The following is a 14,762-nucleotide window of genomic DNA, read 5'->3' as shown; positions in this document are numbered from 1 at the left end:
ATTTCAATGGCTGGGATATTAGGAATGGGTTATTTCCTGAAAATGCCGTAGGCATGACCGATATTGGAAAAATGGCTACAATAACATACCTATCGTAGGCATCATCACTACAACTACAGAGAATTCTTAATTCCTCATTTTAAATTTCTAATCAAGCTCCTCCTTTGGTCGCCACCTCCAGCCCGAGGCTGGAAATGCCCTGTGAACCCAACCATATCATCAAATAATGGATACAATAATGGCTAGAATGGGGAAAAATTTTACAATCAGAATTTATAGAATTATTTAGCTCACCTGGCATATACAGCACATTTAGTACAGACCGCACATTCAATTGAACCCCAGTTAGATAAACCTGAATTTTCCTGCATGTTACACTTAAAACCCATATACATATGGCAAAACAAGCAGGAGTAATTACACTGAATGGAAAAGTAGGAAGACTCTCTTTCTACAAGACCAAAGACGGGTACCTCGCCCGTGAAAAGGGAGGGGTGAGCAAGAGCCGCATTATGAACGATGCCCGCTTTGCACGTACCCGTGAGAACCTCAAAGAGTTCGCCGACAATGCCGCCTCGGCCAAGCTCTTCCGGGATGCACTACGCCCGGTGATCGCCAAGATCGGGGATAGTAGACTGAACCTGAGAATTACCAGGGTGATGATGAAAGTCCTTCAGGCTGACTTGGTCAATAACCGAGGCGAACGTATGGTGAGATCAGGAGACTGGAATCTGTTGAAGGACATGGAGCTAAATGCTGCAAGTTCCCTGGGAAGTACGCTCTTTCTGGAGATTGCCTACACAGATTCACCGACAGCCTGGGCGGTAGCCATCCCGGCATTTGTGCCTCAGGACTTCGTGGCCCTTCCGAAAGGAGCCACGCATCTGAGAATCACAGCGACGGGAGTGGGGCTGGACTTTGCTACTGGAGGAAGAGCGGTGCAGACTGCTGTGTCCGGTTTACTTCCGGTAATAGATCCTGCAGTAGCGATCCCCTTGTCAGTGGATAAGGCCTTGCTTCCAGGCACCCACAGGGCCTTTGTGCTCAGTGTGGAGTTCGTACAGGTGGTCAATGGCAGCGAGTACTCCATTAATAATGGGGCACACAACGCGGCCAAGATCGTTGGACTGGAGCAGGTCTAAGATGAGACTGGTACTTCATAGAAAGTACAAAGCAAAACTTACCCTTGGGAGATTATTTCTCGGGCAGCAGCAGATCTGCTTTACCCGGGAGCCTCCCAAGGCTTGCTTTGGAAAAGAGATAGCCTGCCTGGAGGAAGGTGTCTACGAACTCGAAGCTACTCATTCTGAGGGAAAAGGTTGGGAAGTAGGGATTGGGGAAAAGGGTAAAATATCCCGTTATAAGAGAGATGAAATGCTTGAGCCTAATTCCATATATCCTGTTACTTCCTATAGAGCCGATGGTACTCCACTATTCACTAAACTGGCATTTCTGAAACTTATGGAAAAACTGGAGAGTGAATGGGCGCGGGGTGAGGTCGTAGAGTTGCAAATTGTGTCGGAAAGAGTGCCTTATCTCTTGGAATCATGTCTGGAGCAGAGCTATTATTAAGCCTAGCTGGGGTGGTGACTATGATGCTACTTTCGGTGATTGCTTACTTTCTAAAGTTGCTGATAGAGGATACCCGGCAGCTGAGTACGGAATTGGCCAAGCTAAAGGAGCTCTTTTACCGTCTGGAAGCAGAACAGGCATTGATTAAGAATGTGATGCAGCACACCAGAGGTCCGACTAAGTCCAAGTCATCCGACAACCATCGGATTCGAACGAAGAATGCCTAGCGCAAAATCTCTCATTCAACGTTCAACTGACAACCGATAACCGACAACTGACAAAGGACAACGGAATTGAAATTTGAAAAGTCGGAGGGGATTCCTCTCCGCTTTTTTTGTACCCAATTCCTTATAGGGATGAATCATCATTCGCACAAATAACCTTTAAGAAACAGCCTGTTATTTTCTTTATTAGTTAAAAATTTTACCCCTAATCGTTGAGTTTCATTTCTTTAATCCGGCTTTCATGAAAGAACCTCAGGAGGTGGCCCACCGGCAGGTTTTGATTTATCTTCCGGCAGGGGAACAAATTCCTGATTATCGCTAGGTGGTAAAAGAATGCGGCCCTGCTTCCAGTCTTCCTTGGCCTGCTCGATGCGCTCCTTGCGGCTGGAAACGAAATTCCACCAGATATATCGATCTCCGAGATGCTCTCCACCCAACATCATGAGGGTGGTTTTTTCCTTTGCAATAATCATAGGATCCACGCCTTTGGAAAATACAAGCAGTTTCCCGGCAGGATAGTTTACCCCATTTACTTCCAAACTTCCTTTAACGATATAGACACCTCTTTCGCTATGTCCGGTAGGAATACCAAATCTAGCTTCTGCTTCTAGTTCCACATGTAAATAGAAGAGAGGAGAGCTTGTTTTTACCTCAGATTTCAACCCATAGGCTTCACCAGCAATCAATCGCATCCAAACGCCTTTATCAGTAAAAATCGGTAATTCATCTGCTGCGTAATTCTTAAAGGCAGGATCTGATTCCTCATCTTTTTCAGGCAGAGCCACCCAAGTTTGAATCATTTCCAAACCACCAGCAGCCAAGACACTTGGATCTTCAAAGCGTTCGCTATGGGATATTCCTTTTCCAGCTGTCATCCAATTGACTTCCCCGGGTTTGATTACTTGTTCCACGCCCAGACTATCTCTATGCATGACATTGCCATCTAAAAGGTAGCTTACTGTGGAAAGGCCTATATGAGGATGAGGCAACACGTCCAGATTAGTGGTGGCAGGAACACTTACCGGACCTGCATGATCCATAAAAATAAAAGGACCTACCATCCGTCTCAACTGAAAAGGAAGTATGCGTTTCACCGAAAATCCAGGGGTAATAACCGCTTGGCGTGTATCAATTATAATATCTAGCATTGGTTTTAGACGTTTAATTTTAGATTTCTGACTTCCTACTTCCCGACCTCCAACTTCCCACTATGGAACATAAGGTCCAACTACCCCCAACTTATCACCAGTCAAATCAACCTTCACCACTCTGGAAACACTAAATTCTAACGCAGCAGTATTTCGTACCTCAAGCTTTCTAAACAGGAAAGTAGGTAGAATATAGAAAATCAGGCGTTTAAATTTGCAGGATAAGATGGAGAATTTCCATTTTTTTTCTTTCTTGTAATAAGCTTTTAGCTTAGGGAAACCAACCAACTTTTATCGTATTTCCGGACATACATCCAGAAAAGGTGCATAGTTTTTTGTAAATTATTTAAAAGAAGAGCTCTGCTCTCACTATGCTGATTGTGAAGGCAAGAGAGACTGCCCTTCAGCGTATTTCTGCTTCGAAAGCTAGAGTAAGTAGCAATATTAAGTTTTACTCTTTTTGATAGATGACTACATACTGGATTTTGTAATGGATTGCAAAAATACCTAACCATGTAAAAGCCTTAAGTAGGATTTAAAGTGGCTTTTTAAATGCGAAAGTAGGTGCAGAGTTCTGGTTCGTGCCGAATTAAGCTGAAAACTACCTATACCAATCAATAAAAAGTGGAGACCAGATACCACTCAAAAAAACGGGGTAAAACCTAAATTTTTTAGGGTAAAAACAACTAAAAGTTAACTATGGAAAAATCTAAAATCATTACAGTATTTGGTGCCACTGGGGCACAGGGTGGAGGACTTGTAAGGGCTATTTTATCTGATCCCAACTCAGAATTTAAAGTAAGAGCTGTTACCAGAAATGCAAATTCTGATAAAGCCAAGGCTTTGGCAAAATTAGGCGCTGAGGTAGTAGAAGCAGATATTGATGATGCTGCGAGCATTAAAAAAGCGGTGGAAGGAGCCTATGGAGCATTCTTTGTCACTTTTTTCTGGGAGCATTTTTCAGCCGAAAAGGAATATCAAGAGGTATCCGATTTTGCGAAAGCAGCCAAGGAAGCTGGTTTGAAGCATGTCATTTGGTCCACTCTGGAGGATACCAGAAACTGGGTGCCATTGGAGGACGACAGAATGCCTACGTTACAGGAGAAATACAAAGTGCCCCACTTCGATGGAAAAGGTGCCGCGGATAAACTTTTGGTGGATGCTGGTTTGCCAGTTACCCTATTAAGAACTTCTTTTTTCTGGGATAATTTTATTCATTTTGGAATGGGACCACAAAAAGGGGAGGATGGAAATTATTACATCGCATTCCCTATGGACGACAAGAAATTGGCAGGTATGGGAGCAGAAGATATTGGCAAATGTGCCTATGGTATTTTCAAAAAAGGCAATGGCGAAATTGGAGAAATGATAGGTATTGTGGGTGAAAAGTTGAGTGGTGATGAAATGGCCGCCAAACTATCAAAAGCCTTGAATATAAATGTAATTTATAATAATGTAAGTCCAGACACATATCGCAGTTTTGGCTTCCCAGGAGCCGATGACTTAGGTAATATGTTCCAGTTTAAGAGGGATTTTAATAAGGATTTTAACGATATCCGTAGCAGGGATATGTCTTTGAAATTGAATCCAGAATTGCAAAACTTTGATCAATGGCTTGCTGAAAATGCTCCAAAAATCCCGATAAGTTAAACCTTTAGTAATAAGAAAGACTGGCAAGACTATACTTCTACATTGATATGTTAGGAAAGTTCTTGCCAGTTATTTTTTATGATTCAATCTGGGGGGTAGGATATAGATTTTTACATGCATTGGATCTTGTCTGGGGGATTTCGATTCTGTAATTGCGCAAGTCCACAGATCATTTCCATCCTCCTGCATTTCACATCATTTCTATCTTGCTGGCATGGGGTTTTCGTCTCCATACGACGTTTTTGAGCCAGCGCTATTGAATTAATTCATTCATTATGGGCTATTAAAATCTTTGACCCCACTGCGGTCTTATTGCTCACTGTTATTTCAGCTTTCTGACTTTAGATTTCGACTTCCTATGCCAACTCCTCTAAATCCACAGGAACCACTCTGGAAACCCTTGCTTCGATCATGGTTATGTCCAAGATATTCTAGGAGTTGATTTAAGGGTTTGTAGGCCCCAATTTACTCCCCGCCTTCCAAGCTGGTTTTGTTTCTCCATCTGCCACTTTTTCTACCAAGCCATAAAAAAAGCTGTTGAACTTGGCTGCAGCTTCCCAATCTATTTTTTGGTTGAGATCATCCTTTGGGGTATGATAGCCTTCCCGGTACCATTGTCGGTAGATGCGTTCGCTCTCAGATCCTGGCTCAAAGCCAAAGACAAAATTGATAGCTGGAATTCCCGCTTGGATAAAACTCCACTGATCAGAGCGTCGGAGAAGGTTACGTTCGGGCTCGGGGTCATTCTGTACTTTAATCCCCATACTCGTAGCCACAGCTCTCGCATCGTCTCCAAGGGTAGTTTCATCAAGCGCATGAACTGTCAGGAGTTCTAAAGGGAATAGGGGACGGAGTTGATCCAGATTGATGTTTGCAGCGATGCTTTCTTGTGGTACAGGAAGATGCTTCATCAGATACTTTGAGCCAAGCAATCCCTTCTCTTCACCCGTCACGATTGCAAAAATTACCGGTCTTTTAAATCCCTTACCTGATTGCCTTTCTGCCAATTGAATCAGAAGGGCTACATATGCCGCATCATCCAGCGTACCATTATACAAACTGTCTCCATCCACTGCTGTGCCATAGCCGTAGCCATCCAAGTGTGCGGTGAGCACAAGGGCTTGATCGGCAAGACTAGGATCGGTACCCGGAAGGCGAGCTAGGATGTTTGCCGATTGGATGCTGCGATCAGCTAGGGTGAAACTTGCGCTCAAGCGGTCTTCCACCTCAAACGTTGGAAGTGGCTTGCCCTGACTTCCTAGCTCGATTAATTCTTTTGCGTTTTGCCCAGAGCCTTCAATTAGTTTGTCTAAGGCATCAGAACCGGCATTAATACTAAAAGTTGGGAACGTAGCTGGCGTAAAGGTTTCACCAGCTAATCGTACAGATCGACTGTAAGCAAAGGGCCATCTTGGAGGCTCTATGATAAAACCAGGATCTGCGATGAAGAGGATTCCCAAGGCACCGGCTTCAGACATAGTTCTAATTCGGTCCCCATTGCTAGGGAAATCTTCGCGTCTTGTGCCATGGCAGATTACCAACTTGTCTTTCACTTGGCTTGTGCTTGTAGAATCACAGTATCCACAATAGATAATCGGAGCATCAACTATCTCTCTGGCGCTTGCAGGCGAGGCTTGGATATCATGTAAAAATTGGAGTTCCCGGTCGCCCACGGTGATTTTGGCTTGAGTGATTGCTACTTCCTCCATCGGCACTTCTTGAAACCAAATGCCATTTTCTCCAAGAGGTTCTAGTCCTGCAGCAGCAAATCGCTCTGCTACCACAGCTGCAGCCCGAGCATAGCCGGGCGAACCTGTATCGCGTCCTTCCATGGCATCGCTGGAAAGGATAGTGGTGGTTTCCCACCATGCTTGGGTGTCTTCGTCAAGAGTAGAAGAGGATTCAGTTGGTTTTTCACATCCTGAGCAGAGTAAAACAAGTAGGAGGACAGAAGGGAGAAGGTGTCGCATAGGTGGTGTAATTTCTTTTTAAGGTAGGGGAAATTCGTTGGATTTTGTCTGATAAATTTTAGTTTAGGATTGGGCTAAAGCCCGAATATGAATAATCAATTTTCAGGAAAGGGCTAAAGCCGCATTCCTAATCGATCAAATTCCTTCTGAAAATCCATCATTGCTTGTCTAATTCCAGCTTCTAAAAATTTGACCCCATTTCAATTCGTTCCTGCTTCAGCTGTATGGAATTTGCTACACCAACTCCCTTAAATCCACCGTTCCACTCAACTCACGCTAGCCTTAATCTTACTATTGCGGTTTATAAAACCAGTGAGTTTAGTTTTTTGTGAAAAAATCAATAGCTCTGAAAAGTCACTTGTTTAGGTTGCTAATTGCTTTTTTATGCTGAACCAAGGACTTCATCTGGGTAATCGCCAACTGGTTCAGCTGGATTAGGCGATCTGATTGAGCTAGTTCTTGGTGGATCAGCAAGGCATTGGTGCTTTCCATATTAGACAATACAACCAATTGCTCAATGGTAGCAAAGTCTCTTACATTTCCTTTGAGATCGGGATTTGCCTCACGCCATTGTTTAGCTGTCATTCCGAAGAGGGCCATATTGAGGACATCAGCTTCACTGGCATAGATTATTGAGCTTTGTTTGGCGCTTACTTTCTCTGGAACTAGATTTTCCTTGATGGCATCGGTATGAATGTGATAGTTAACTTTTGCGAGGGTTCTTTGGAAATCCCAGTTGAGTTTGAGACGATTTTGTTCATCTTCTTTTAGGCGTTGGAATTCTTTGATTATATAGAGTTTAAACTCAATAGAGATCCAAGAGGCAAATTCAAAAGCTATATCCTTATGCGCAAATGTACCTCCATAGCGTCCTGATTTGGAAATAATCCCAATCGCTCCGGTAGATTCAATCCATTTTTTCGGTGTAAGTACAAAACTATTTAAGCCTGCCTGCTTTCTAAACCCCTCGAATTCGAGGGGTTTAAAATTTTGATTGTTTATTAATTCCCAAAATCCCAGAAGTTCGACCGTGTTTCTATTTCTCAACCAATTTTGAATAATAGTATCGGTATTGCTAGGATCTTTATATCTAGCAATATCAGTGAGTGAAAGGTAGTCTTCTGACTTCCCACTAAAAATTGCAACTTCAGTTCCCTGCACATTAATCTTTTTTCCCTTTGCCATAAAAAGTAAATTTAAAATCGGAAATCTACATTAATAAATATACTCCTAATTGCATTCCACCTTAAGTATGGATGTCGGGAAATTTCAAATCTTAAATTTCTAATTTCAAATTAAACAAGTTCCCTCAAATCCACCGGAACCACTCGTGATACGCCCGCTTCGATCATGGTAATGCCATAAATAATATCCGTACTGGCCATGGTCCGCTTATTATGGGTGACGATGATAAACTGACTCTCTCCGCTGAACTGCTGGATAATCTGGTTGAACTTGTCAATATTGGCATCATCAAGCGGGGCATCCACCTCATCAAAAATACAGAATGGCGCTGGCTTCAGCAGGTAAATAGAAAAGAGTAGGGAAGTGGCGGTTAGCGTTTTCTCCCCTCCGGAAAGCTGGTTAATCGTCAGCGGTCGCTTGCCCTTTGGCTTTGCCATAATCTCAATGGCCGATTCCAAAGGATTGCTAGGATCTACCAAAGTGAGATCACAATCGTCCTGCTCGGTAAATAAGGATCGGAATACCTTGACGAAGTTCTCTTTGATCTTGGCAAAGGCATCCAGAAAAGTTTCCTTGGCTACCTCGTCGATCTCTTTAATTGTTGTGATCAAAGACTCTTTGGCTTTGATTAGATCTTCTTTTTGGGTGGTGATAAAATCATAGCGAACTTTGATCTCGTCATAGGCTTCCATAGCCATCGGGTTGATAGGGCCGATTTTCTCCAGTTTATCTTTTTGCTTAGCCACTAATTCTCGCAGGGTTTCTTCTGCAAATTCTCTGAATTCTTCGTCAATCTCAGGGTTTTCAGCCATCAAATTATCCAGATCCAAGTCAAACTCCACGCTGAGTCTTTCCTTCATTCCGGTCATTTTCAGCTTTATTTCATTGACTGCATTTTCCAGCTCATGAATAAGATGATCATAACTTTCCTTGGCTTTCTGAATACTTCGAATCTGCTGATCCGTGTCATCAATCTGCCCTCTGGAAGCATAATAGTCTTTCTCAGCCTCCTGCACGCCCTTTTCTATGCCTTCCTTCTCTGCGTACAACTCGATCAATTCATCATCCTTTACCTCATTGTTGTCCAAGAGAGATTTGACTTCTGTGTCCAACTGGGATAGCTCGCTCTGGGAATTGCCGATCCTTTCCTTGGATCCCTCATAGGCAGTTTGCTTGAATTCTATTTCCTGATCCAAGCTTGTCACCCGGTTAAGATGCTGATGATATAAAATATTTTCTGCGTTGAAAGCCTGCGACTTTTCTGTAAGTAGCGCAGATTCCTTTTCATAGGATTCATTCAACTCTTCTAGTTCATCATGCAGGGCTTCGAATTCCGCACGCTCGTCAAAAAGCTGAGGTTGAATCTCAGTCAAACTCTCCTCGATAGATGCAATTCTATCCAAAATATCCTCCCGCTTATTGGCGTTTGAGCTCAGCAATTCAGCGAGTTGCTCCTTCTTGGTACGCACAGACACAAAATCCTGGTTGATGGCATTGATCTTATTTTGCCATTCTTCCAGCGTTTTTTTATAGCTGATTTCCTTCAGCTTCATCAGTTCGGATAGCTTGTTGTCCAGGTTATTTCTGGTGCTGCTGACCTTTTTATTCAGGTCCTTGATTTCTCTGTCCAGCTTCTCCAGGTTTTTGGCTCTACCGATTCTTTTTCCTTCGAAAAGCCCTACGGAGCCACCGGAAATGCTGAATTTACGCTTGGTGTATTTGCCGTTTTCAGAAATGAAAATAGCCTCAGTATCCTGCGGAAAATCCCGGTGCTCCCCTTGGACTATGTAGACATTGTCCAAAATGAAATTAATCAAACGGGAATATTTGACATCAAACTCTATAATCTCCGTAGCTGCGATGGCATTGGCAAAAAGCTTGTTTTGACTTGGTTTGAAGCGTTCAAAATGCTCCAAAACAAAGAAGTTGGCTTTACCCCGGGCAGAATCGCTTAGGAGTTGAATGGCGGAAATAGCCTGAGACTCCGTATCCACCACATAATAATTCATGTAGTTATCCAGGTAATTCTCTATGGTCACCCTATACTTTTCCGAGGTGGTCAGCAGATCGGAGAGGAGGGGCATGTCCTTGCCCCAACTTTGATTTTTCTTCAGGAATTTGATGGCTTCGGGGAAACCTTCCAGATTCTCAACCAGAGACTTGGTAAGGTTGTATTCATTGGTTTTGGAATCGAGTTTTCTGGAAGACTGTGTCAATTCCTCGCGGATCATTTCGATCACCCGGTTGGTCTCTTCGATCTTTTGATCCAGTTCTTCCTGTTTTGTTTTAAGTTCCTGAAAGCCTTTGGTAGACTCATCCAGTTCGGTTTTGAGGGTAATGATTTTCTCCTCAAAATCCATCAAATTCGCTTCCTGAGAGGAATCATCTGAGGAAGTTCGCTCCAGTTCCTGCTTCAGCGTGGAAAGCTGAATTTGCTTGATTTCTATGTCCTTGCTTAGCTGATATACTTTTTCTTTAAGCGTTTCAAAGTTTTGGTTGATGGTTTTTTGAGCTTGCTGCTTTTCTGCTTGAATCAACTTTTGGCTTTCAAAAGCTTCCCGAAGCTCAGAAACAATCAGTTCCTTCTCTGCAAGCATCTTCTCGGCTGATTCTTTTTCCTGCTGAAGGGATCGAATACTAAATCCTGCGCGATCGTTTGACTTACGGTCAGTCTCAATCTGCTCGCGCAATTTCTGAGATCTATCTTCCAGAAATCTTAGTCGCTCATTCTTGATTTTCTTCTCCGATTCAAAGGAGCGGATCTTATTTACATGTTCGTTAAGTGCCTTTTGCCGACTTGCGAGTAGCTTTTCTTTTTGGATTAAATCAGTCTTCAACTGACTTAGAAGAGCTTCTTTGTCTGTCACCTGAGTTTGGAGTAGAAGCTTTTTATCCCCTTCATCTTGAATTTTCTTGCTGGCATCGATCAGCGACTTGCTGTATTTCTCTATGCTTTTTTTCGCCAGATTAATACTTGCGACCCTATACTCTTTCTTGATTTCAAAATACTTGGAGGCTTGTTTGGCTTGCTTTTCCAGACTTTTCAGGTTCTTTTCGATTTCGAAAAGCACGTCTTCTACACGTGCCAAATCATCGTCTGTGTCCTGCAGTTTGCGGAGCGTTTCCTTCTTTCTGTTTTTGAATTTGGAGATGCCGGCAGCCTCTTCAAACAAATCTCTACGGGAGTTATTCTTATCGTTCAGCAGTTCATCGATCATTTTCAACTCGATGATTGCATAGCTGTTCGAGTTGATTCCCGTATCCATAAAGAGGTTGGTGATGTCCTTCAGGCGGCAGGTGACGCCGTTGATCTGATACTCGCTATCTCCCGATCGGTAGTAGCGACGGGTGATGGTGACGTAAGTGTATTCGGTAGGGAGTAGGTTTTTGGTGTTTTCAAACGTGAGTGAAACTTCAGCAAGATTGGATGGTTTCCGGATTTTGGTACCGTTGAAAATCACATTCTCCATCTTATCGGAGCGGAGCATACGGGTTTTTTGCTCGCCAAGCACCCAGCGGATTGCATCAACCACATTGGATTTGCCGCAGCCATTTGGCCCAACTACACCGGTGATTCCCTTGTCGAAGTTGATCACCATTTTATCCCCAAAACTCTTAAACCCTTTGATCTCCAGCTTACTGAGCAGCATCCTTTTTTAGTTGTATTAAATAGAGAAACAAAATAAGATCATTTGAGTCATTGTCCAAGGAATTTAGTATTCAGTTTTCGGTCTCAGTGATCAGGTTGTGAAATTTTCAATGCGCAACTTCAATGTTCAATTTTTAAGGAGGCATAGAATCAAATTGCGCTCTCTGTGTCGCACTCGGCGAATTCTGCAGTTAGTTTTTTAAACTACAAAGTAACAAAGCAAGCAAAGTCCAGGGTCTACGTTCGTGTCAGGCGTATGGTAATGCAAGAAGGATGTCAAGGGCATAAGTTTATATGTTATCAACCATCATCATATTGCGCTCACTGTGTCACCCTCCGAGAATTCAGTGGTTGACCACCGCCGCCGTTCGTGTCACAGGAACGGTAATTCAAACTTCCATAGAAGACAATTTTCAATGCGCAACTTCAATGTTCAATTTTCAAGGAGGCACTGAATCAAATTGCGCTCTCTGTGTCACCCTCCGCGAACTCAGTGGTTAAAAACTCATCAGTAAAAAACAATGCAACTCTTAATGAAATCGATTATCTTACCCTCGTGGATTTAGGAAATATCGTTTATATCGTCGCAGTGCTGGCCTATTTTATTTATCAGGCTACCAAAGGCAAAAAGAAGAATCAGTCTGAGGATCAGCCAGAAATGTCGGATGAGCCACAGCAGAAGCCAGTTACTTTTGAGGAACTGATGCGTGAAATCCGTGATGCCCAGAAGCCGAAACAGCCTGAGCCTACCCAACCGAGAATGCAGCCTGCCCCTGTAGCTCAACCCAAAGAAGTGGTTTATGAACGAGCTGGGGACACTACTTCCAGACCTGAGTGGAGAGCCGATCCTGCTCCGGCAGTGAAGAGATTCCCTACCCGTAAAATTGAGGAGGATGACGAGGAGATCCAGCATTATCAAGGAGCCTTTGAGCAAACTAAATCCGAACTTACCCGAACTTCTAAGGGCATTCCGGAAATTCCCTCACTCAAAGAGGTGGCAGAAGAGTCTTCGTCCACTAGCAAAAGCCGCTATGCCCGCATGTTAAAAAATCCTCAGTCAATTAAAGATGCGATTGTTCTAAAAGAAATTTTAGACAGAAAACATTTTTAGAAAGTCATAGAGAGTCAGGCTAAAAGCTGAAGTCTAAAGTGCGAATTCTAAGGTCTGAGAGGCAATCAGATTGGATATTATAAATTTTTTTCCATCAGTTTCAAGAAATTAATTCGGACCCGGCGTGGGCTGCGATCTTCATTTTTTTTTAGTATATTAAAGTAGTTTTACTTCCGACTAAGGCCAAATAATATTTTATATAAACAACTTAATCCAATTTGAGTTATAAGCTCGTAACTACGAAAAAAAATATTATTATGGAGCTGATCAAATCAAAAACAGGAACCCTAAGTCAATCTCGTAGAGATTTTATAGAACGTGCAGGAATCACTGCAGTAATGTCAGCATTTGGTATAGGCTTTTTTACTAGTTGTTCAGATTCTGAAGATCAAAACCCGAACAACCCAACTACTACACCTCCAGGAAGCACTAATGGAATTACAGTTTCAGGTAGTACAATTACTATCAATTTAACTGCTCAAACTGGACTTGCAGCAGCAGGCGGATGGTTATTGGTGCTGAGTGCGCAGACTCTTGTGGTCAATGTAGGAGGAGCTTACATGGCAATGACCTCAGTATGTACACACTCTGCCTGTGATCGCAATTGGACCTTTACAAATAGCCGGTTTACCTGTACTTGTCATGGCTCTCAGTTTGACACCTCTGGAAATGTCCTTCAAGGACCAGCAACTCAACCTTTGCAATCATATGGAACTGCTCTGAATGGAACTACTTTGACAATCACCAAGTAATGAAACGCCTTCTTTTTATCCTCTACTTTATTACCACAGTTGCGCAGGCGCAGACTTTTATTACGGAATCCGGATATGTGAATTTCCTTTCCAAAGCTTCATTGAATGAATTTAATGGCGAGTCTGACAAATTAAATGGCCTAATTGACTTGGATAAAAATCTACTGGATTTCTATGTAGATCTTAATACTCTGGAAACTGGAATAGGACTGCGAGATAAACACATGAGAGATAATTACCTGGAAACGGATAAGTATCCCTTTGCAGAGTTTACTGGAAAAATGAAGACAATACCTACATTAAGTACAGGGTCAAAAAGTTCAGTAACTGCTATAGGTACTTTTAAAATACATGGAGTTGAGCGGCAAATAGAAGTCAAGGGAACCTTAAGTAAAAATGCGAAAGGTGAACTGGAATTAGAAGGAGGATTTAATGTCCTCTTATCAGATTATAATATAGAAATACCAAAACTGGTGTTCTATGAGCTTGCAGAAAAGCAGGAAGTTACATTCAAAGCACTATTTAAACCCAAAAATTAATGAATCGATCGCTACTATTGATCCTCTTGGGGATGTTGCCATTTTCACTTTTCGCACAGCTGGAAAGAAACTTAGCTAATCCAAATCAACAGGTGGAATTGATTTTCCATGCCCCTAGACATATCAACTTGCTGACCGTGGAGCCTCTGAGTAAAAAGTCCATGCACTTTGCGATCATGCATACGTTTGGTACCCTGGACGGAGGAATTCAAAACCTCTTTGGATTGGATAATGGGGCAAATATTCAATTCAGTTTTGAGTTTGGATTGTCTGAAAAATTCTCCTTGGCGGCTTCTAGATCAAGCAGAGACAAGGTTTATAATGTCTTTGGACGCTACCATATTTTCCAGCAAACTCAGAATGGAAGTAAGCCTTTCTCTTTGAGTGTGGCTGGTGGTGGAGGAGTCAATACATCGAAGTATGACTTTCTTCCAGAACCTGCCCCGAACTTCTCGGAGCGGATGAGTTACTTTGGACAGGTGATGCTAGCTAGGAAGTTCTCTCCGAAAATCAGTTTTCAGTTGACCCCAATGTTGGCATATTTCACTGACCCAAGGCCTGTATATCAGATCGAGGGCACCGATAATTTGTATGTTGCCCTCGGATTTAGTGGAAAGTTGAAAATCACTGAGCGTTCCTCGTTAGCGTTACAATTCATCCCTAATTTAAACACTGATTTGCGAAGTAATTTTGGAATTGGCTGGGATGTGGAAGCAGGAGGACATGTGTTTCAAATGTACTTCGTGACTTCTCAGGCGCTGAATGAACAATACCTTTTGGCAGGTGGAAATGGTACCATCGGAGACGAGTTTCGATTGGGCTTCAATGTCAATCGAATCTTTGCCACAGGTCAGAAGCGCAAAAAGTACTAGAAATTAATTTAGATCCGAGGGAAAATCTAACCTGTTTTTACCTCGGATCAACTTCCAACTTCCTACTTCCCGACTTCCTACTTCCCAACT

12 protein-coding genes are annotated in these 14,762 nt (G+C 42.7%); 8 read left to right on the top strand and 4 right to left on the bottom strand.

The features are described from left to right. Positions 1 to 659: 659 nt before the first annotated feature. The 3 genes from LV83_RS21600 to LV83_RS03595 are packed head-to-tail and all read left to right on the top strand — an operon-like array spanning position 660 to position 1,799. On the top strand, positions 660 to 1,142 hold the full coding sequence (locus LV83_RS21600; protein ID WP_245946988.1) for a hypothetical protein: 483 nt from the start codon (positions 660 to 662) through the stop codon (positions 1,140 to 1,142). A gap of 1 nt (position 1,143) precedes the next feature. Then, a complete protein-coding gene (locus LV83_RS03600; protein WP_111610174.1) occupies positions 1,144 to 1,572 on the top strand; it encodes a DUF5675 family protein in 429 nt (142 codons plus the stop codon). Continuing rightward, positions 1,548 to 1,799 (top strand): hypothetical protein, encoded by a 252-nt coding sequence (locus LV83_RS03595; RefSeq protein ID WP_211320451.1) that lies wholly within the window; start codon positions 1,548 to 1,550, stop codon positions 1,797 to 1,799. The genes LV83_RS03600 and LV83_RS03595 overlap by 25 nt, the downstream gene beginning before the upstream one ends. A 236-nt stretch (positions 1,800 to 2,035) precedes the next feature. Here LV83_RS03595 and LV83_RS03590 read toward each other — a convergent pair whose 3' ends face one another. Next, entirely contained in the window at positions 2,036 to 2,944 is a 909-nt protein-coding gene (locus LV83_RS03590) for a pirin family protein (RefSeq protein ID WP_111610173.1), read from the bottom strand. Between the two features lie 699 nt (positions 2,945 to 3,643). Between LV83_RS03590 and LV83_RS03580 the strand changes: the two genes are divergently transcribed. Continuing rightward, positions 3,644 to 4,594, top strand: coding sequence for an NmrA/HSCARG family protein (locus LV83_RS03580; protein WP_111610171.1), 951 nt, complete (start codon positions 3,644 to 3,646; stop codon positions 4,592 to 4,594). Between the two features lie 443 nt (positions 4,595 to 5,037). Here LV83_RS03580 and LV83_RS03575 read toward each other — a convergent pair whose 3' ends face one another. From LV83_RS03575 to smc, 3 genes are all read right to left on the bottom strand, one after another. Continuing rightward, positions 5,038 to 6,564: a M28 family peptidase gene (locus LV83_RS03575; RefSeq protein WP_111610170.1), complete on the bottom strand. Its 1,527-nt coding sequence runs from the start codon at positions 6,562 to 6,564 to the stop codon at positions 5,038 to 5,040. A 354-nt stretch (positions 6,565 to 6,918) separates the two neighbouring features. Then, positions 6,919 to 7,749, bottom strand: a complete 831-nt coding sequence (locus LV83_RS03570) for a KilA-N domain-containing protein (RefSeq protein WP_111610169.1) — start codon at positions 7,747 to 7,749, stop codon at positions 6,919 to 6,921. A gap of 110 nt (positions 7,750 to 7,859) precedes the next feature. Next, on the bottom strand, positions 7,860 to 11,399 hold the full coding sequence (smc, locus tag LV83_RS03565; RefSeq protein ID WP_111610168.1) for a chromosome segregation protein SMC: 3,540 nt from the start codon (positions 11,397 to 11,399) through the stop codon (positions 7,860 to 7,862). A 471-nt stretch (positions 11,400 to 11,870) separates the two neighbouring features. On the opposite strand from smc, the gene LV83_RS03560 reads away from it, so the two are divergent. The 4 genes from LV83_RS03560 (at position 11,871) to LV83_RS03545 (ending at position 14,672) form a co-directional block, all read left to right on the top strand. Continuing rightward, positions 11,871 to 12,509, top strand: coding sequence for a hypothetical protein (locus LV83_RS03560; RefSeq protein WP_111610167.1), 639 nt, complete (start codon positions 11,871 to 11,873; stop codon positions 12,507 to 12,509). A gap of 257 nt (positions 12,510 to 12,766) precedes the next feature. Next, positions 12,767 to 13,261, top strand: coding sequence for a QcrA and Rieske domain-containing protein (locus LV83_RS03555; RefSeq protein WP_111610166.1), 495 nt, complete (start codon positions 12,767 to 12,769; stop codon positions 13,259 to 13,261). After that, positions 13,261 to 13,800 carry a YceI family protein gene (locus tag LV83_RS03550; protein ID WP_111610165.1) on the top strand — a complete coding sequence of 180 codons (540 nt, stop codon included), beginning with the start codon at positions 13,261 to 13,263 and terminating at the stop codon, positions 13,798 to 13,800. Before LV83_RS03555 ends, LV83_RS03550 begins: the two co-directional genes overlap by 1 nt. Beyond that, complete coding sequence (locus LV83_RS03545) at positions 13,800 to 14,672, top strand: DUF5777 family beta-barrel protein (protein ID WP_111610164.1); 873 nt, start codon at positions 13,800 to 13,802, stop codon at positions 14,670 to 14,672. The genes LV83_RS03550 and LV83_RS03545 overlap by 1 nt, the downstream gene beginning before the upstream one ends. Positions 14,673 to 14,762 lie beyond the last annotated feature (90 nt).

The organism is Algoriphagus yeomjeoni, assembly GCF_003259505.1.
GTDB classification, from domain to species: domain Bacteria; phylum Bacteroidota; class Bacteroidia; order Cytophagales; family Cyclobacteriaceae; genus Algoriphagus; species Algoriphagus yeomjeoni.
Note: the sequence above shows the minus strand (reverse complement) of the source record. Positions and strands in the feature narration are given on the sequence as shown.